The organism is Paenibacillus oceani (assembly GCF_014705615.1).
GTDB lineage: Bacteria > Bacillota > Bacilli > Paenibacillales > NBRC-103111 > Paenibacillus_AB > Paenibacillus_AB oceani.
The window spans coordinates 83,076-102,374 of record NZ_JACXJA010000001.1 but is presented as its reverse complement, the minus strand read 5'-3'; the positions used below and the strand labels follow the sequence as shown (position 1 = coordinate 102,374).

The 19,299-nt window shown below is 55.6% G+C and carries 14 protein-coding genes; 8 read left to right on the top strand and 6 right to left on the bottom strand.

Annotated elements, in window-relative coordinates; all coding sequences use genetic code 11:
- Positions 1-129 precede the first annotated feature (129 nt).
- Positions 130-2,613, bottom strand: a complete 2,484-nt coding sequence (locus tag IDH45_RS00460) for a beta-propeller domain-containing protein (protein WP_190923635.1) — start codon at positions 2,611-2,613, stop codon at positions 130-132.
- Positions 2,614-2,760: 147 nt separating this feature from the next.
- Between IDH45_RS00460 and IDH45_RS00455 the strand changes: the two genes are divergently transcribed.
- Positions 2,761-3,390 (top strand): copper amine oxidase N-terminal domain-containing protein, encoded by a 630-nt coding sequence (locus IDH45_RS00455; RefSeq protein ID WP_190923633.1) that lies wholly within the window; start codon positions 2,761-2,763, stop codon positions 3,388-3,390.
- Between the two features lie 88 nt (positions 3,391-3,478).
- On the opposite strand, the gene IDH45_RS00450 is transcribed toward IDH45_RS00455, so the two are convergent.
- The 3 genes from IDH45_RS00450 to IDH45_RS00440 are packed head-to-tail and all read right to left on the bottom strand — an operon-like array spanning position 3,479 to position 8,588.
- A complete protein-coding gene (locus tag IDH45_RS00450; RefSeq protein WP_190923631.1) occupies positions 3,479-6,430 on the bottom strand; it encodes a DEAD/DEAH box helicase in 2,952 nt (983 codons plus the stop codon).
- On the bottom strand, positions 6,427-8,043 hold the full coding sequence (locus IDH45_RS00445; RefSeq protein ID WP_190923629.1) for an SWIM zinc finger family protein: 1,617 nt from the start codon (positions 8,041-8,043) through the stop codon (positions 6,427-6,429). Before IDH45_RS00445 ends, IDH45_RS00450 begins: the two co-directional genes overlap by 4 nt.
- A 53-nt stretch (positions 8,044-8,096) precedes the next feature.
- The gene (locus IDH45_RS00440; RefSeq protein WP_190923627.1) at positions 8,097-8,588 is read right to left on the bottom strand and encodes a GNAT family N-acetyltransferase; all 492 of its coding nucleotides are present in this window, start codon (positions 8,586-8,588) and stop codon (positions 8,097-8,099) included.
- 120 nt (positions 8,589-8,708) lie between these two features.
- Here IDH45_RS00440 and IDH45_RS00435 point away from each other — a divergent pair, with 120 nt between their 5' ends.
- From IDH45_RS00435 to IDH45_RS00405, 7 genes are all read left to right on the top strand, one after another.
- Entirely contained in the window at positions 8,709-9,158 is a 450-nt protein-coding gene (locus tag IDH45_RS00435) for a hypothetical protein (protein ID WP_190923625.1), read from the top strand.
- 36 nt (positions 9,159-9,194) lie between these two features.
- Positions 9,195-9,497 carry a hypothetical protein gene (locus IDH45_RS00430; RefSeq protein WP_190923624.1) on the top strand — a complete coding sequence of 101 codons (303 nt, stop codon included), beginning with the start codon at positions 9,195-9,197 and terminating at the stop codon, positions 9,495-9,497.
- A gap of 50 nt (positions 9,498-9,547) precedes the next feature.
- Positions 9,548-10,825, top strand: a complete 1,278-nt coding sequence (locus IDH45_RS00425; RefSeq protein ID WP_317891112.1) for a glutathionylspermidine synthase family protein — start codon at positions 9,548-9,550, stop codon at positions 10,823-10,825.
- Positions 10,826-10,881: 56 nt separating this feature from the next.
- Positions 10,882-11,319 carry a DUF350 domain-containing protein gene (locus IDH45_RS00420; RefSeq protein WP_190923622.1) on the top strand — a complete coding sequence of 146 codons (438 nt, stop codon included), beginning with the start codon at positions 10,882-10,884 and terminating at the stop codon, positions 11,317-11,319.
- Between the two features lie 85 nt (positions 11,320-11,404).
- Positions 11,405-12,250: a sulfurtransferase gene (locus tag IDH45_RS00415; RefSeq protein ID WP_190923620.1), complete on the top strand. Its 846-nt coding sequence runs from the start codon at positions 11,405-11,407 to the stop codon at positions 12,248-12,250.
- 647 nt (positions 12,251-12,897) lie between these two features.
- Positions 12,898-14,334, top strand: coding sequence for a glycoside hydrolase family protein (locus IDH45_RS00410; protein ID WP_190923618.1), 1,437 nt, complete (start codon positions 12,898-12,900; stop codon positions 14,332-14,334).
- A gap of 610 nt (positions 14,335-14,944) precedes the next feature.
- Complete coding sequence (locus IDH45_RS00405; RefSeq protein WP_190923616.1) at positions 14,945-15,781, top strand: stalk domain-containing protein; 837 nt, start codon at positions 14,945-14,947, stop codon at positions 15,779-15,781.
- 531 nt (positions 15,782-16,312) lie between these two features.
- On the opposite strand, the gene IDH45_RS00400 is transcribed toward IDH45_RS00405, so the two are convergent.
- Positions 16,313-18,181, bottom strand: a complete 1,869-nt coding sequence (locus IDH45_RS00400) for a right-handed parallel beta-helix repeat-containing protein (protein WP_190923615.1) — start codon at positions 18,179-18,181, stop codon at positions 16,313-16,315.
- A 21-nt stretch (positions 18,182-18,202) separates the two neighbouring features.
- Positions 18,203-19,210 carry a ComEC/Rec2 family competence protein gene (locus IDH45_RS00395; RefSeq protein ID WP_190923613.1) on the bottom strand — a complete coding sequence of 336 codons (1,008 nt, stop codon included), beginning with the start codon at positions 19,208-19,210 and terminating at the stop codon, positions 18,203-18,205.
- Positions 19,211-19,299 lie beyond the last annotated feature (89 nt).

The following is a 19,299-nucleotide window of genomic DNA, read 5'->3' as shown; positions in this document are numbered from 1 at the left end:
CAGACTGCGTTATAGGCTGCCCGTTCGTTGGATGAACCGGCGAATCGGACCTATAGCGCAAGACTGGAGGTTTTTTTGTGTAAACGGTCGATTTGGAGGGGCGCAGGCTTCCCCTTCTCACCGAGCCGGTTAAGGAAGAGTCAAGCTGTCTTTTTCCACGAAAGTAGACAGGTCGTTTGCTTTAATCATCCCTTTGGACAACGTATAAAGCGTATCCCCGATATACAGAATGCGTTCTACATTGCGATCGCTGCCGTACCAGCCGTTGCCCGCCTTCTTTTTCTCCTCTTCGCTTATGTGCGTGATGGACGCCTTGCGATCAAACCCGCTCTGCAGATCAAGACGATATACATAAGCTCCCTGGAACGAAAATTTGCCTGAGCCGGTAGTAAAGCCGTCCGCTGCGGAATCCGTCGACTCATAAACCGTAACGGGGAACGCCAGCAAATTGGTTTCTTTGGAGTACAGCAGCGCTTTATGATTGCGGAGCAGTTCCGAGTCCGTTCCCCGGCTGCCGATCACCTCTTTATGTTTCTCAACCGGGTTCGAGACGTCCGTTACGTCAAATAACGAGAGCTTCATGCCTTGCACATATACCATCGTCGCCGGATTCGGGTTTTTGACGCCTTTGACCGGAACCTCGACCGTTTCTTTGCCGAAGCCGATCAGGTGGTTCTCGTCGTAAGGATGCAAGTAATCGCTGAAGCCCGGAATTTTAAGCGCGCCGAGAACGGTAGGGTTCGCCGGATTCGTAAGATCGAGGGCGAACAACGGATCGGTATTCTTGAATGTGACCATGTAGGCGCGGTTGCCCATAAACCGGACCGAATAGATCCGCTCTCCCGGAGCGATTCCCTCGATTTTGCCGAGCGGCTTCAGCGCTTCGTCCAGCGTGTACAGGTTGTTCTTCGACGTATTCTCGTCCGTTCTCCACATGTCGCCCTTCGTCGTGGCGATGCGGAAAATGCCGTTGTGCTCATCCATCGAAAACTGGTTCAGCACCGCACCGGGTGCGTCCCCCTGAGTGACGAATTTGGTCTTGCCCTGCTCCAGCCGGAATTTGTAGACGACGGTTTTACGTTCGTAAGCCGGCGGCTCGACCCAGCCTTGAATTCTGGCATCCGGTCCTGGCGTCGCGGGGGCCGCCGAATCGTGGCGGATCTCCGCCGGCATGATGCGGATCGGTTCCGTCTTGCTGACGGCGGCATACAAGTTGTTCTCCGAGGCGAATACGTTCTGCCCGGAGCCGAGGTAGGCCGATACGTCCATAGCTTGGCCGGGACGGCTCAGATTAAAACCGCCGATCAGCATATAGTTTGCTTCCGGAGAGTCCGGGAAATAGCGGATCTCGCCGTAATCGATCGCCTTCCATTCGTCCGAGACGGCTGTGTCCCGGTATGAGGGGGCATGTTTCTTTGCCTCGTCTTCGGTTGCGACGCCGGTTGCCGGCTTGGCCAGAAACGAATAACGCGCGTTTTTGTTCGTGATCAAATAAACGGCGTCGCCGATTTTCCGGGATGAGACGTAATTGCCGTCCAGCTCGAGCTCGCGCTGCTTTTTCGGCGCCGATTTGTCGGTAATGTCGTAGACGACCGCTTTGGTGACGGAGGATGAAGGAAGCACGGGCGCGATTTTGATCATGACGCCGCCCGGGGCTTCGACAGGAGCCGGCATCGGTTCGGCGGCAGGGTTATTCACATTCCGGTTGGTCGTGCCGATGACGATCATGTGCTTATCATCTACGTAGAGCTCGCTGGGCCGAAATGATTGACCGTCGAAATCGACCACGCTTTCTACTTTCATTTCGTTCGAAGGAAACGCCTTCGTAATGATGACGCGTCCCCGGTTCACCTGGTACATATAAGTGCCGTCCGTCTTCACGACGTCTGCTTCGTCCACGCCTTCGACTTGTGTGTTGGTTTGGGAATACTCGCCGCTTTCCGACTGTTTGGCTTTCGCCTCGGCGGGTGCCGCAGGCGCTGCCGCGACGCTATCCGACTGGCTGATGGCATTCGACGTCTCCGACTTTTCCATCACGGCGGTACTGCTGTTTTCTCTGAACAGTCTTAGGTCGCTGGTTGAGCCGGACACCACCTGTGTCTTCTCCAGCAGCGCTTTCAAATTGTCATAGCTGCCAACCGTCGGCAGCGCTTGCAGCGGATCGATCGACACGGTACGTGTGGCGTCGTTCCAAGTGACGAGCGTATCAAACGATTCGCCGATGAAGCGGAGAGGGACCATCGTGATGTCGCCGCTCAGGCGGGGAGCCGCTTCCAGCCGGATCGGCTGGCCGTTTTTGACCGCGTCTGCAGAGCCCACGGTGAGTACGATCTCGGAGGTGTCTTTGCGCAGCAGGACCGATTGGGTGGTCTCGTCCCACTTCACTTCCGCTCCGAGCGCTTCCGCGATATTGCGCAGCGGAACAAGGGTAACCCCCTCCACGAGCAGGGGATTGCGGTCATCGCGAAAAGGCTGTCCGTTCAGGCGGATTTGGATGTCGCTGCCTTCTTCGCTTGCAGCTGCATGTACCTGCAGAGGCGGTTGATTCCCGGGCGGTGTTAGCGCGGCGGCCATAGCAACTACAAGCAGGCCGGTAAGAATCGGTTTTTTCAACGGGTATACCTCCTACCGTTTGTTGGTTTCATTCAGATTGTACCTTTATTAACGGGAGGGATTGGGAAAATGTTGCAAAAGATGAAGATGAACCGAAACTTTATTACTTTACATGTGTATATTTGGTAAAAAAGGAGGTATAGGGTAGTGAAGAAATTTATATGCGGTACGTTATTCGGGATCTTGCTGGCGTTTGCCCCATTTGCTTACGCATCCGGTACGCTGGAGATGGCGTTATTTCCGGTGAAGCTGTTCGTCAACGGAGAGCAGAAGGAGCTTCCGCCGGAACAGGCGATCCTCAGCCATAACGGGAGCACGTACGTGCCGCTGCGGTTCGTATCCGAGGCGCTTGGAGCGAAGGTATATTACGACGGAGATCAAGGGTCCATATCGATCAGCGCCGCTCCCTTTGCGCTTATGCCCAAGACGTACAGCTACAGTACGGCCCCGCTCAACGGCGATATCCAGAATCGCCATGTGGACCGGGAACGGTTCGCGGAGTTTCTATATAACACGCTGCAGAAAAAGCCCGATTGGATTCGGATCGCCCGTCAGACCATCGATGCTGGGCCGCTTCCGACATCCGTGGTTTTCGACGGTTATATGTATCATTACTTTGTGGACTATACGAAGTCGGAGCTGGATGATCGCATTATCTATTCAACCAGCTGCAATTCCTTGGAGGCCGTGAAGGGCGAGGACGGAACCTCTTACAGGTTGACCGAGTGCCGGGGCAAATCGAAAACTGTGAGCCTTTATATTACCTTGGAGGATTAATGATCACTCTGAACGAATGAACAAAAGCCCCTGTCCTTCAAGGAAGGGGCTTTTGATCGGATAGGCGACGGCAGGAACCCATGCCGGGTTACACTTCCACCCATTGCCGCCGCAGAGAGAACAGATCTTTCAGTTCGTCTGTCGACATCTCCGTAATCCATTGCTCGCCGGCGCCGACGATTTGTTTGCTGAGCGATTGTTTGCGCTCGATCATCTCGTCGATTTTCTCCTCCAGCGTGCCGAGCGTAACGAATTTGTGCACCTGCACCCGCTTCGTCTGACCGATCCGGAACGCCCGGTCGGTCGCCTGGTTTTCGACGGCGGGGTTCCACCACCGGTCGAAGTGGAAGACGTGGTTCGCCGCGGTCAGGTTAAGCCCGATGCCTCCGGCCTTCAGCGACAGCAGGAAGACTCCGCCCCCGTTCTCCGACTGGTAGCGTTCGATCATCCGGTCGCGCTGGGCCTTCGGCGTCCCGCCGTGCAGGAACATAATCTCTTCCTTCGTCTCCCTAGCCAGTACCCGCTGCAGCAGATGGCCGACTTCGACGAACTGCGTGAAGATCAGACAGCTGTCGCCTTCCAGCCGGAGTTCCCTGACCATGTCCAGCAGCCGCTCCAGCTTCTGCGATCGGGATACTTGACCCGTGGCAGCGGGACTTTCCTTCGTATAGGCGACCGGGTGGTCGCAGATTTGCTTCAGCTTGGTCAGCGCGGCCAGGATCAGCCCCCGCCGTTCCATCGGCGGAAGCCGGTCGAGCCGTTCGAACAGATCGCCGATCACGTTCTCGTACAAGGTTGCCTGCTCGACCGTTAACGAGACGTACGCCTTGGACTCCATCTTCTCCGGCAGATCGAGTTCGATCGCCGGATCGCTCTTGACCCTTCTCAGCAGAAAAGGCTGTACGAGCTTCTGTACCTGACCGATCAGTTCCTTGTCCTGCGTCTTCTCGATCTTGTTCGAGAACCGTTCCGTGAAGGAGCGCAGGTTGCCGAGATAACCCGGATTCAGGAAATCGAAGATCGACCACAGCTCGGTGAGCCGGTTCTCGATCGGCGTGCCGGTCATGGCAATCCGGTGATCGGCGTCCAGCTTGCGGATCGACGTGGCTTGCTTTGTATAAGCATTTTTAATATTTTGTGCCTCGTCCAAGCAGACGGAGCTCCAATGAACACTCGTAAGCTCGGCTTCGTCCAGATGCGACAAGGCGTAGGAAGTGAGCACGAGATCGCAGTCCTGCACGGCTTCGGCGAACTTCTCGCCTTTGGCCCGGCCGGGTCCGTAGTGCAGCCGGACGTTCAGAGACGGCGCGAACTTCTCCAGCTCCTTCTGCCAATTGCCGAGCACCGAGGTCGGACAGACGAGCAGCGATGGCGACTGCGGCTGTTCCCGCTCGCGAACGGCCAGCAGGTAAGTGATCCATTGGATCGTTTTGCCCAGCCCCATGTCGTCCGCCAGACAGCCCCCGAGCCCGAACTTGCGCAAAAACAAAAGCCAGGAGGCGCCCAGCACCTGATAATGGCGCAGGGAGCCGTGGAAGCCGGCGGGCGTCTCCAGCTCCGTCACGCTCTGGGCGCGGCCCAATTGGCGAATAAAGCCGCGCAGATGCTCGTTAAGCTCCACTTCAACGCGCAGGGCGTCCGTAGAGTCGCGCGGATCGCCGTCATCTCCGGAAGCTTCGCCATCCTGAGGTCCGAGGAGATGCATCTCCAACACGTCGCGAAAGGACAATCCCTTCTTCTTGCGCACTTGACGTATCCACTGCTGTACCTGCTGCAGCATTTCGGGATCGAGCAGCACCCAGCGTCCGCGAACGCGAACCAGCTGTCGGTTGCCATCGACCAGGCTGCGGAACTCGATCTCTTCCAGCTCGGCGTCTCCGATTGCGAGCCGCCAGTCGAACTGGACGATGCCGCTCAGGCCGAACAGCGATTGGCTGGCTCCGCCTACGCCCGGCCGCACTTTCGCTTTCAGCCGGGGCTTCGTTTTTCGAAGCTGTTCCCACCAGGCGGGCAGCAGTACCGATTGGCCGACTTCGGCCAGACGAATACTTTTGTCGGTAAGAAAATCCCATGCCTCCGCGTAGTCGATCTCCGTCCGGATGGACAAGCTCTCTTCTCCGGATTCGGCTCTATCCGCCTGCAGCCATGGAATGATGGCCGTCCATTTGGCAAAAGCCTGACGAATCCGCGAGGCGGCAAACGGAAGCCATTCCTCCGGACAGTTGCCGGCGGGCCGTCCGTCCGCGTCGCAGTCGACGATCCGCTCCGGATTGCTCCGGTCCTGCAAAATCACCGTCAGCGACCAGGCTTCCTCCTGATCGGGCTCGGTCAGACGCAAGGCGGGCCGGAACGGAGCTTCGTCGGGAATCCATCCGATCGAGACGAGCCAGTCGCGCTCATCCGTCCACAACTCTTCAAGCGGGATCGCGGCAGACTCGCCTGAACCCGTCTCTGCCGTCGTCTCCGCCGCCGGATCATCTGCATCGGAGGCGGGCGGGACTGCCGAAAGCGCGGCCCGCCGCTTCCGCTCTGCACCGTGAAGGACCACTTCCATATCGGGGTAGCGGGCCTCCATAATCAGTTGAATCCAGTCGTCGAAATAAGGAGGATACGTCACCGAAGACAAGCCAAGCGCCGTTGCATAGGCGTCTTCGTTCATCAGCTTCCAGCCCCATCCGCCGGCTTTCCATTTGGCAAAGTCGGGTACGAGGTTCCGATCCTTAACCGCTTCGGTAATCAGGCGGGAGACGTGATGCAGCGGCTTCGCCTCGTCGCTCCAGCGGATCGGAGCATGCGGGTTCCATGCAGGCAGCGCGAAGTAGTCGGCGGCTTCCAGAGCCGGCAGCAATACGCCCTCCTGCCGATCCAGCTCGAGCACTTCGATGAACGTGCCGTAAAAGGACGATTCGTGCCAAGCGAACAGCAGCTGCTTTTGCGCCAGTGAATCCAGGGCGAATCCGCCCTGCTCGGCGCGCATCCAGAAGGAGCCGGACGCAATCCATCGTACGTGAACCGTTATCGGCGCCGTAGTCGTTTTCATCGGAGCAATTTTCCTTTCGCCAGTTCTTCCCGGAATGCGCGAAGCCGTGCGTACTGCTGAGACAATTTTTGCAGAAACAGCTCATACTTCTCCGGCTGTCCGGCCTGATGGTACAAAGCGCCCAGCTTCTTCAGCAGGCGGATCGCTTCCTTGTAGGCGGTACGGTTTTTCTGAACGATGCTTCTCTCGATCGTCTGATGGTACAGCGGGTAGAGGATCGTCGGGTCCTGGGACTCGACAGCCCGCAGGTCGGCCGGGTACAGCTCGAACACGGCCACGCGTTCGGCCAGATGGTAGCTCGCCCATTCCCGGAAGCGTCCGGTCTTGATCAGAAAGTCGGTGTAGACGTAGTAACTGGCGGGGAGCATGGAGACGAGCGCACGCCCCCATTCGTCCTCGCGGCCAAGCTGCTTGGCCGCCTCCGTTGCGTAGCCGCACAGCGACTGAAACAGATCGCGGTCCGTCTTCCGGCATTGCGGCAGCAGCCATTCGAGCCACAGCCACAGCCTCTCCCACTGGCCGTTTCGTTTGAAATCGTTCGTATAATACAAAGCTTCCCCCGGATGAAACGAGGACGTTTCCCGCAAACGGCCCCACGCGTCCTGATCATTGCCGGCGAGCACATCGAAATGAGCCTGGGCTTTCAGCCAGTCATCCCGCTGGCTGTCCGCCATCGTGCCGGAAGACGCCAGCAGCCGCCGGATTGAGGCGATCTCCCGTTCTACCCAGGGCTCGTGCACGAGCAGCCGTCCCCACAGCAGCCGGTACACATCCATCCAGCGGACTAGAGGCAGGGTGGGCCGGGAGGCGATAGACCGCGAGACAAGGTCGCCCAGCAGAAGCGTATGCTCCGGCCAGCGCCGAATCGATTCTTCGGGATCGGTGTCGTCCACGGCTTCCTCCAGCCGGCGTTCCAGCGCTTCCGCCGTAGTCCGGTAGGACATGAGACGGGGGGCTACCGTCTGACCTCCCGAATCGCAGTCCTGTTCCAATCGGTTCAGAGTGACGACGATGCCGAACAGGGTAAGCAGCTTCTTCGCTCCCGGCACCCACCAGGTCGAAGGGCGAAGCGCCGTCTGGAGGGCGGCGTCGTAATATTCGTCGATATCGTATTTATACTTGTTGTGACGTTCGGAGAACGCCTCGAATTCCTTCTCCGTATGCTCCAGCCACTCGTGTGCGGAAGCGGTATCCTTCAGAGAGACGGAAGCCGGCTGGGAGGAGGGAAGAAGCGCCGTCTGCCGGTGCAGCTTCGAGCTGCTCGGCTTAATGCGGGGCTCCTCCTGCTTCTGCTTCCATTCCTTCACGAAGGCGTCGGGCCGCCCGTATACGGAATAGGCGTAGAAGTAGACAGCTGCCATATGCTTGCAAAATCCTTCATACGGACAGGAGCATTCGCTCAAGCCGAAGAAGTCGAGATCCAGCTTGACGTCGTATACCTCGCTGCCCTGCACTTTGGACACGATCGACCGGCCGGGCAGCACCTCGGTATTATAGACGTACCCTTTCTGCTGGTACTCGAGTCCGCGTTCGACGATATGCAGTTCGAAATACTGGTGAATCTCCTCGCCGAGGCGATCGAGCTCTTCGCGGGTGATTTGCGTTTTCAGCATATACTGGGATCAACTCCGTCATGACATTCCCATAATTATACCATATCCGGCGTCTAGCCGCCTTCGAATACCATGCAGTGGAACAGATCCGGGCCTGCCCTTGAGTTGCGTTCGTACGTATCGGCGATAACGAAGCCGGCTTTCCGGTAGACGCGGATCGCCCGGGCGTTGGCGGTTTGCACTTCCAAGTCGATTTTATGCCAGGGATTGCGTTCCGTTGCCCGCCGCACGATCGAACTGACAAAAGAAACTCCGGAGCCTTGCCCGCAGCGTTCGGGCTTCATGCCCAGGCCGATCCGGGTCCAGCCCTCCAACTGAAAAAATTGCACGAATCCGCACAGCTCGCCCTTCTCGTCAAGTACAGCCTCATATTGTTCCCGGCGGATGACGGGGTCGCCAATCTCCTCCGCCCTTTCCGTCAAAACGTCCCAGGAAGGCCAATCGAATCCGGCATAGGGCTCCGGGTACCGCCAGCGGCAAATTTGTTTCGCGTGCTCTTCCAGCATCGGAACGAAGATCCATGAAGCCGTCTGCTCCTTCCGCATCGCGGCTGCCCCCTTTTCATTTATTGCCATTGTACCGAAAAGTTTGCGGACACAGGAAACCATTTTTCAGACTCGAGCGTATATATCATAGTTTACCAAAAAAAAGGAGGAGGCGCGGGAGTGGCCAGACTGGAATACCGGCTGTTCGATGAATCGAAAGGATTTCCTCTGCTGTATTATTATGATTTTATCGATAAGGATGAAATCTCGCTGCGGTTTGCGTGCGACTATCTGGTGAAGGATCGCGTCGTGTACGAGAAAACGTCGTGTGCGATTGAACCGCGGACGTATGTCGTCTATGTTAAGGTCGCAGAGGAGGAGAACGCGCATGGGAGCGCAACCGGGCTCTCCGGATACTGGGGAGGAATTCGCCTCGAGCTTAGGGAATATATCGAGGGGACTTCGGATTACCCAGTCGTGCATGTTTATCAGTTTCAGGACGACGACGATGCGCTGCTCCACCTGCAGAGCGATTATTTGATGCTGGGCGGCGTGGAGTGGGCGAAGACGTCCGCGGAAGTGGACGAAGACCGTAAAGTGTACGTGTATTACGCACAGCCGGTCAGATGACTTCGGGAGAAAGATCAGGGAGTGAAGAGGTTGGAGTTGAAAAACGGTAAAACCCGGAAGCTCGTCAGCTTGTTTGTCGCGGCTGCTCTAGTGGCAGCACCCGGCTGCGGAAGCAGCCGTACGGTATCGGCGGGCGAATGCTGGGATGACAACAACGACGGGCGTTGCGATGACGACGGAAGTTATGTTGGCGGCAACGGCTATTACTACTCGAACGGAAAGAAGCGATATTATAAAAACGGCGTAACCAGCTCGTCAGGGAGCTCATATAAACCGTCGTCCGGCGTGTCCACCGGCTCTAAGGGCGGCATCGGCAGCTCCGGATCGAGCGGAAGCTGAAGAAGAGACGGCCGCCGCGGACGATAACGGCAAGGAAGGGAGGGAAGCCGGTGAGTTACGAAGATTGGAGGGAGCGGTTGTATGCGCCGCTTCGCGAAGAAGGGACGTTCACTTGGGACCGGATGTACGGAGAGGAATATGCGCTTGCCATGATGCTGCATATATCCGAGAACGAACGCCGCGAGCTGGCTGTCGCGACGGAGCGGCTCGGAGCGGTGATGATGCGGACGGCCGAGATCGTTAGGCAGGCGGACTTCGAGCTGTTCGCCGAGCTCGGGCTGCCGGAAGCTACGTGGCGGGCCGTCCGGATCGCGGTATCCGAGCAGCTGCCGACGGTGATCGGCCGGTTTGACTTCGCCTGGACGAAGGAAGGACTGAAGATGCTGGAGTTTAACAGCGATACGCCTACCGGCATCGTCGAAGCGTTCCATGTAAACGGACATATCTGCAAGCAGTATGGGATGGCCGATCCGAACGAAGATATGGCGACCCACCTGACGGCGGCGTTTCGGAACGCGGAAGAAACGTACCGGCTTAACGGCTATCCGACCGGCCGTGTCGTATTCAGCGCCTTGGACTGGCACGAGGAGGATGCGGGGACGACCCGTTATCTGATGAGGCAGTCGGGCTTAAGCGGGGCGCGCTTCGCGGCGTTATCCGATCTGCGCGTGTATGAAGACCGGCTGTGTCTGCTGGCGGACGGGGAGCATGAGCCGATCGACCTGCTTTACCGGCTCCATGCACTGGAGAAGCTGGCCGAAGACCGGGACGAGGACGGTTATCCGACCGGAGAGCATGCGCTCAGTCTGATGGCGGACCGGAGGCTGGCCGTGCTGAATCCTCCGTCCGCCTTGATCGCGCAGACGAAAGCGATGCAGGCGCTCGTATGGAACTTGTACGAGGCTGGCGAGTTTTACACGGAGGAGGAGCGGGAGGCAATTCGGACCTACATGCTGCCGACCTACATGGAGAACCGTTTCGAAGGCCGTTGCCCTTACGTAACCAAGCCGATTCTGGGGCGGGAAGGCGGAGGCGTCACCTTGTACGAAGCGGACGGAACGGCACTGGAACGTGACGGAGAGGAGCTGTACTGGGATCAGCCGATGATCTACCAGCAGCGGGTCGAGCTGCCGGTCGTTCCGATTCGCCATGAAGGCGGAGAGGCCGAGGCGAGGCTGCTCTGGGGATCGTTCTGGATCGGGGGACGGGCTTCGGCGATCGTAGCGCGCGCAGGCGGTCGTATTACCGGCAATATGGCGTATTACGTCCCGGTCGGGATTGGAGAAGCAGAGGCGCCGGCCGGGGTTGAACCGGAACCGGCGGGATGATGCGGGCCGCAAGGCGGCAGGGAACAACATAGCGGGAATGGAGAGGACGTTTTTTCATGAGTGAGCAATGGTCCAATATATTGAATTTTCTCGCCTACTTGGGCGTGACGCTGCCGATCCTGATCGTCGGCATTATGGTGTTTATGGTAACGACGCCTTACAATGAATATAAGCTGATCCGCGAGGGGGCATCCACCGACGATCCTCGTAAAATCAACGCCGCAAAAGCGGCCGCCCACGATCTCGGAGGCAAAATTATCGGTCTCTCCATCGTGCTGGCGTCGGCGGTGTACCATTCGGTATCGCTGCTGGATTTGCTGGTATGGGGTTTGGTTGGCATTGTGTTTCAGATTGTCGTCTTTTATATTTTCGAGCTGGTCACGCCGTTTAAAGTCGTGTCGGAAATTCCGAACGGCAATGTCAGCGTAGGCATTTTCGCTTCCCGGTTAAGCGTTGCTACCGGGCTGCTGATGGCGGCCTTGATCAGTTATTAAGCAAAGGGGGGAGGCTGGCCCCAGGCGAGACCTCCCTTTCAGGATTTTAGTTTGGCTATCCCAAGATGGAGAAGGAGCGATTGCGATGCGTAATGTAGTGGACTCCGGCTGGCTGGCAGAACGTCTGAACAACCCGGATGTCGTTGTAGCCGATTGCCGGTTCGTGCTGGGCCAACCCGATGCGGGTCAGACGGCATACGATCAGGGACATATCCCGGGTGCGGTCTATTTTCATTTGGACCGGGATTTGTCTGCGCCGGTCGGGATGCATGGGGGGCGTCATCCGCTGCCGGATTTCGGCATTTTTGCGAAGACGGCCGGACAAGCCGGGATCGATGAGACGAAAACGGTTGTCGTCTATGACGACCAGGGCGGGGCGATGGCTTCGCGGCTTTGGTGGATGCTCCGTTACGCCGGGCATGACAACGTATACTTGCTGGACGGGGGCTACAGCTCCTGGCAAGCGGCCGGTTATCCGACGACGACCGAGCAGGCGCAGCCAAAGGAAACAGCGTTCACCGTGAACGTCCGGTCCGAGATGCTGCTGTCGATGGAGGACGTGAAGTCGAGAATCGGCAAGCCCGGTACGACGATTATCGATTCGCGGGAGCCGAGAAGGTATCTGGGGCTCGAGGAGCCGATCGACCGGGCGGCGGGCCATATTCCGGGGGCGGTCAACCGGTTCTGGAAAGACGCTCTGGACGAAACTGGACGGTGGAAAGGGCAGGACGGCCAAGCGGCGAGATTCGCCGGGCTGAACCCGGACGACGAGATTGTCGTCTACTGCGGCTCCGGCGTAACCGCTTGTCCGAACGTGCTGGCGCTGATGGAAGCGGGCTTCCGGAACGTGAAGCTGTACGGAGGAAGCTGGAGCGACTGGGTCTCGTACGCGGAGAATCCGATCGCTACGGGGGACGAGGAGAAGGCGTAAGGCTGCGTCGGACGCGGGCTTGGGGGCTGTGACAGGTTACGAGAAGTGACCTGTTGCGGCCCTTTTTTGGCTTGGACGATCACCTTTGGGAGCAATTCGCTTAGGTACAACCGGACAAGTACAGAGAGCTGTTGTTTACGCGGAACATGGAGAAAGAGCCGCAACTCGCCGATAGCTGAACGATCAGTCCGACTCGCAAGCCGACAGGAAACACTGTCGGCTTTTTCACTTCCCGCAAAAATGAAATGGGGGGGATATGAAGCGTAGGATATTTTTTTGTATCACAATATTCAACTCGTTGAACTTGGGACTGGAAGCCGCTCATTGCAACGGTTTTAATATATTGTGATTGAAAAGATCGCCGATGATGGGGTAGGTTGAAATTGTTCCAGCGTCCGGGGCCGGGATCGATATGATGAAGGGAAGGAATAGCGGGAGGTGGTCCGATGAGAATGAAGAGACGTCCAAGTAGCGGTGATTTCAAATGCATTAAAATACTGGAATGGAACTGCATGGGCATAAATGGGGCTGTCCCGAAAGGTCATTTTGACGGGTGCGACGGCTATGCCTAGGCCGAAAATGGCTCTGCGGCAGAAACAAAGCTTGATTGGTAAAATTAAAAATATTGGACAATAAAGGAGTGTAGCATGATAAACATTTCATCAAAACGCGAATGCTTTTTCGACGACTATTTGATAGACAATGCCAAAACGACGGCAGAATTCCGCTTGCATGAACCGACTCGCCGCCATATCGCAATAAGCCATGATGCACCGTGGGAGGGCGACGGTTGCAATTACCACAATATTTTACATGACAACGGTATATACAGGATGTACTATCTTGCCTGGCAGATGTTTAGCCCCGACAAAAAGGATCACACGACGAATGGTATTCGTGTTTGTTATGCCGAAAGCCGCGACGGAATTACATGGACAAAGCCTGCGCTCGGAATCTGCGAATGGGAAGGCTCGCGCGAAAACAACATTATTTTAGACAAGAATACCAATAATTTTGATAACTTTATGGTCTTCCGCGATGACAACCCTGCCGTTCCTGCGTCCGAGAAATATAAAGGCGTTGGAAAATATAATAATCCCCAGTTTGGGCAGCGAATTGAGCTTCGAATGTTCACAAGCCCCGACGGACTTCACTTTACAATGGGCGATATTATCACTACAAAAGGATATATGGATTCTCTCAATGTTGTTTTCTGGGACGAGCTTGCGGGGATATATCGCGGATATATACGCGGGTTCCACAATATCATAGGCAACGACTGGAACGCCGGAATACGCGATATACGTTACATTTGGTCAGAAGACGGAAAAAAATGGAGCGACCCCGAACTGATTTGTTTTGGAGACTCGGAGGATTATCCGCTCTATACAAACTGCGTTTCGCCGTATGTCCGCGCACCGCATATGTATATAGGTTTTCCGTCGAGATATGTAGAACGCCCCGAATGGAGCGGCAGTTTTGAGCAGCTTTGCGGAAAAGAAAAACGTCTTGAACGCATGAAGATACACAAGCGCTACGGACTTGCGGTTACAGACTGCGTATTTATGGTTTCCCGCGACGGTTTAAATTTTACGCGGTATGATGAGGCTTTTATGCGCCCCGGTAGGGAAAACGGTTCGAATTGGGTTTACGGCGACTGCTTTCCGGCACGCGGGCTCATCGAAACGCCTCCCCTGATAGAAGGCGAACCGCCCGAGTTGTCATTATACAGTTATGACAATCATTGGATGAATGTGCCGGCACAATTGTGGCGGTATACCATACGCTGCGATGGGTTCGTTTCGCTGCACGCCGGTTATACCGAAAAAGTAATAACCACCAAGCCGTTTACCTTCACAAGCGGTGAGATGAGGATTAACTTTTCGACATCGGCACGGGGTTATATATACTTCACTTTGCGGTCGTCCACGGGTGAATCACTTGAAAGCTGCGAGATTTTCGGTGATTCCATTGACCGAGTGATAACCTTTGATAACGGTGAACTTGCAAAATTTGCAGACAAAGAAGTGGTATTGACCGCGCGGATGCGCGACGCGGATTTATATTCGATAAGATTTGCTTGATTTCTTCGTAACATTCGATATCGATTGTACGAACCTTTCGTTCAGCAAAATATATCGCACAACCGTCGTACCGGTGGAATAATCGCATAAACAGGGCCGTCTCCAAGCTGTTTTCTTGCTTCACAGGTCCTCCCAAGCGAGCCAAGGGAGGCCGTTGCACATGGGCGCTGGCCTATCCTCCGGGGCATTCCCGCCGAGATGATCGGAACCCCTACTTTTTAACGTTAGAACTATTCGAGCATGGGGGGGCGTGGCAGGTTGCCGATGGGCAAGCCTGTTGCGGCCCTTTTTAGTATTTTCGTTTAACGGCTTGGCCTGGCCCTTGTTAGCTCAGTTGCCTGGGCCTTTCATTGAACTGTCTGCAAGAAGAAGAAGGTTCCGCATACAAATAGGAAACGCCCCGCTCAGACACTCGTTTTGCTACGGCCCTCAAATTGCCACGATCCACAACATGCGACAAAACACGCTAAAAAAACTTCCACGATATCCAGTAAAATTTGGTAATCTAGGATATGGGTATTGGGTGCTGTATGCCCGGGGCGCTGATTGAGGCAAGGTTGCCGCAGTGACTGTAAAAGAGTGAAAGTACAAGGAACAAGGGGATGCAGAGATGAAACTTAAGTATGTGACTGCAAGCGTTTTACTATTTGTAGGATGCGCCAGCGTTGTCCAGGCATCAAGCATGCACGGCGACTATAAGGGCGATCCTGTCGTTCAAGTTTTATCCGGAGGGAAAAAGCTAGTTGTCGAAGACGCTCCGGCTGTTATTCGCGACGGACGCACCGTGGTGCCGCTATATTTGCTTAGACAAGCAGGCGTGGAAGTAAAATGGGATGCCGAGACTTATCATGTTGATCTAACCCTTCCCGATCCTTCCCGGGCATTTTCCGGCGATTTGAAGAAATTGAGCGAAAAAGCGAAGGAATACGAGGCGGGCAATCTAAGGCTGACCTACAATGAGTACGGTCCGTACTTGCAAATAGATTTGAAAAAAGCGAACGATTCCAACAAAGACAACGACCGGATCGTCGCGTTATCCGGCTTGCTGACTGAAACCCCGGCGGAGACGCTTGTGGTCGACCTGATTCACCTCGACGATATTAGTGGAAGGGTAACAGTTAAGCGGACAGATGCCGTGGACTTCCACAATAAGAAAATAGAAGAATACCAGTTTTTAAGCAAATGGGGCAGGGCCAACGTCGTAGAGATGAAGAGCACCTATGTTCCTAATAAACCGCCGGAGCCGGAGGAGCCCGCCAATACGATGAAATATCCGAGTACGGTGTGTAAGGAAATGATCACGGACTATGCCAGACAATCCACAAGGATCGTGGACGACTTTAACCGAAGCGGCAGCCGAAACGCGAGTGATTTAGAAAAATATTTGGCGGATTATAAGAAAAATATGGATGCCGCCTTGAAAGAAGCGGGTTGTTCAGCAGAGTAGAAGCCCCAAATTACAGCGGTCTCATTCTTGATGATGAAAACACGCACCGAATTAGAAACGGACATCTCTTACTGCGCGTGGTTTGAGATCAAGAGCCACGGAACAGGCTTGCGCAGAAACGAGAGCTCTAGGTTCGCTTCACGGTGTCGTGGAGCGGAGCAGATTCATGGGGAATTCCGTTGCCAACCTCGTTTAGTCGTTTAAAAGCTTTACCTTTATTTGCTTCGGTCTTTGCGAAATAACTGAAAATATAAGGTGCCAAAGACTCCCATTTTACTAGGAAGCCCCTACGCATTTTGTCTCAGCGAAGCTAGATTCACCTGCTCATCAGAATGAGGGTAACAGGCTTCATTGAAGCCGAGTTGTTCCCAAAAAACCTCATCAATGGGCGGTGGAGCACTAAGGTATCCCTTTCCCCTCATGTACCCAACAACGTATGGGTGCACCACAACCACAAACAACCGTCCGGACATCACCTGTGCCAGACGGTTGTTCTTCAAGACAAAAGCAGCCCTAACTATCCCGCTTCACTCAACCCGGCGTATAAACAGGCAAACCGTCATTGCCGATCGTCATTTTATATCTCGTCCCGTTCGGAGCGTGGATGTAAATACCGTCAAAGTTGGATGCGCCTTGGATGAACACCGGCGCCGTCTTGCCTTCGGCGCAGTTGTCGGTGACCTGCACGTTGCTGCAGGTGGAGGTGACATGGATGCCGTATTGATTCTGGTTGCCGGTCGGAGCTTTCGTAACCCGGTTGCCGGAGACCGTTCCGTGTTTCGCCGAGTTGGCCACGGTGATGCCGTGACGGGTATTGTCGGTTTCGACGGCCGGCGAGTGGATCGTATTGTCCCTGACCTGGAAACGGTCGACGGTCTGCATGTAAATCCCCGTTCGGCCGCAGCGGTCGATCTGATTATGATGAATATGGATGTCGGCGGTGTGGCCTTTATTCTTATAGGCGGCGTCGGGCTCTTCCGAATAGGCCGCCTCTGTCTTCACATTATGAAAATGATTGTCCCCGATATTCGCACGACTTACATACGAGAGCCAGATCCCGCGATAGACGTTGCGGAAGACGTTGCCGTTCACCGTCAAGCCGTTTACCCATCGCATCGTAATATTGCTGCTGGTCGAAACCGCCTGCTCGAACGTATTGCCGGTGATCGTCACCGACTCGACCTTGGCGTAGACGTCGTTGTCTTTCGGCCAGCCGACGCAGTAGATGTTTTCGGAGAGCGTTCCCCGGAATATATTGCCGGAAATGATCACGTTGGCCGACGATTGGGGCAGTCCGGTCTGATTGCCCGCCGCGTCCTTGGACGATTCGGTATTGCCGGCCGGATTGGACAGCATGATTCCCCGTTTACAGTTCAGGAACGTGTTGCCGGACACAAACAATTCGGAAAATTTGAAGCTGCGAACGCCGGCGAACGTCATGCCCGCGAATGTGTTGCCGGTGATTTTAATATTGGAGTTAAACGAATTGTATACGGCATAATGGTTCCCGACTCCGGCCGGCCACGGCTGAGTGCCCGGCGTTCCGCTCGCCCCGAAGTAGCAGTTGCGGATAACGATGTTCGTACAAGGAGTACCGTCAAAGGCACCCCACTGCGAGAAGCCCGCTTGCGTATGATTGGCGAGCTGGATCGCCTCCGCATAATCGCGGGATTGGTCCGCCGAGCCGTCGCGGTATCCGAGAAACCGGCAATCCTCGATCCAGACGTTATCGCAGGCGTTCATGTCGATTCCGTGGTTCGTGACGATATCGCGAAGCTCCGTATGGCGGATCAGGATGTTGCGGCCCCGGGCCAGGCCGAAGCCGTTGTAAGCGTCGGGGTACAACCCAATATTGCCTTCCCACACGCCTCCTTCGACAATGATATTGCCGTGACCCTCATAGCCCTGGTAGGTTGCCCCATTGTCGCCGTTAACGAGGAACGAATAATCGTGGCACCGCAAAATCGTGGCGCCGGGATGTAAAGTAAGACGCGTATTGCGGTATATTCGCAGCGTATCGATGACTTTGTATGTACCTTTGGGGATGATGACGTGCGAGCACGGGCCTTGTTGCGATTGATTCAGGGCGGCCTGGATGGCGGCCGTATCGTCCGTCGTACCGTCCCCGACTGCGCCGAAGTCCTTCACATTGAAGAAGGGGAGCGTCTCGGCGATCAGAGCTTGAAGCGCCTCCTTGTCCTTCTCTTTGATCTTCCCTTTGCCCTCCGCCGGCTCCTTCTCTGTGTCCTTATACACGGCCCCCGCCACCGTTTGTGCGGAAGCGGACGCATCCGTACCGAATAAGCGGTTGCCTGCCGCTAAGGCCACCCCCGTCACGCCCATGGCGGCGAGAAGCTTCCTTCTGCTGATCTTGCGGTTCGGTTGCTGTTGTTCAGTCATCAATAAGTCCTCCTTTTTGGATCACTTCTTGTCTGCGTTTTTGGGCGGCACCCAGTCTTTTTCCGTGACGACTTCGATCGTTTTGCCGTCGGAGTGGAGCAAAATGTTGCCATGCAGCCCCGTGGAATACACCTTTGCGCCTTTTTTCTCCAATCGCTCCTTCAAATTCGGGCTTTGATATATGTTTTGGCTCATGATGACGATTTGCGGCGATACGGCTTGCAGGAATACCTCGGAGGAGGAAGTGGACTCGCTGCCGTGATGCGGAATATCCATCATGTCGGATTTCAGCTTGTCTTTCAGCGCGGAGGAGGACAATTCGACTTCGCGATGCTTGTAAATATCGGCCGTGAACAGGAACGTTCGGTCGCCGTAAGTCATTTTGAGCACCATCGAATAATCGTTGATTTCATGGGCGGAAAATGTTTTTACCGCATCCGGGAGCGCCCCCTTCGGAGGATTCAGTACCTCGAACCGGACGCCCTCCCCCAGCTCGAACGTATCGCCCTCCTCCAGCGTTTTTTTCGGCACGTCCTTGGCATCAAGAGCTGCCATGGCATTGTTGTAAGGATTCGATTTCGGATAAGGGAGATTTTCCATGTAAAACTGCTTGATCGGAATGTCTTTCGCAACGGTTGCGTAGCCGCCGATATGATCGATGTGCGGATGCGTGTTGAGCGCGATATCCAGCGATCCGATCCCTAGCTTCTTTAAGTAGGCGACGACTTGGTTGCCAACCTCGGGCAGTCCGGCGTCGATCAGCATTGTTTTGCCGTCCGGGGACTGGATCAGGAAGCTGTCTCCGGTCAAGTTGTCGCCTGCCAGATGGAAATAACGGATCGTCAGCTTGCCTTTGTACGCCTGATGATCGAGTATTTGCTCTGTTCGCAGCTCAGTCGTCTTCGGAACGGCCGGAGCGGGCGTGATGACAGCTTGTTCCGTTTTGGCAGCGGTTCCATTGCAGCCTGCAAGAAGCACAAAAATGAGCAGCGCGAGAACCATGGCAGGGGCAGAACGTTTATAGGACATTGCTGAACTCCTTTCGTGATGCAGCCATAACAAAAACAGGAGGGCGATCGTGCCGCACCCTCCTGAAGTGACTTGCTGTTATGCCGGCG

Excerpts from the sequence above, each read along its gene's own strand:
- IDH45_RS00450 (WP_190923631.1), bottom strand. The coding sequence starts at position 6,430 with ATGAAAACGACTACGGCGCCGATAACGGTTCACGTACGATGGATTGCG.
- IDH45_RS00445 (WP_190923629.1), bottom strand. The coding sequence starts at position 8,043 with ATGCTGAAAACGCAAATCACCCGCGAAGAGCTCGATCGCCTCGGCGAG.
- IDH45_RS00440 (WP_190923627.1), bottom strand. The coding sequence starts at position 8,588 with ATGCGGAAGGAGCAGACGGCTTCATGGATCTTCGTTCCGATGCTGGAA.
- IDH45_RS00420 (WP_190923622.1), top strand. The coding sequence starts at position 10,882 with ATGAGTGAGCAATGGTCCAATATATTGAATTTTCTCGCCTACTTGGGC.
- IDH45_RS00415 (WP_190923620.1), top strand. The coding sequence starts at position 11,405 with ATGCGTAATGTAGTGGACTCCGGCTGGCTGGCAGAACGTCTGAACAAC.
- IDH45_RS00410 (WP_190923618.1), top strand. The coding sequence starts at position 12,898 with ATGATAAACATTTCATCAAAACGCGAATGCTTTTTCGACGACTATTTG.
- IDH45_RS00405 (WP_190923616.1), top strand. The coding sequence starts at position 14,945 with ATGAAACTTAAGTATGTGACTGCAAGCGTTTTACTATTTGTAGGATGC.
- IDH45_RS00400 (WP_190923615.1), bottom strand. The coding sequence starts at position 18,181 with ATGACTGAACAACAGCAACCGAACCGCAAGATCAGCAGAAGGAAGCTT.
- IDH45_RS00395 (WP_190923613.1), bottom strand. The coding sequence starts at position 19,210 with ATGTCCTATAAACGTTCTGCCCCTGCCATGGTTCTCGCGCTGCTCATT.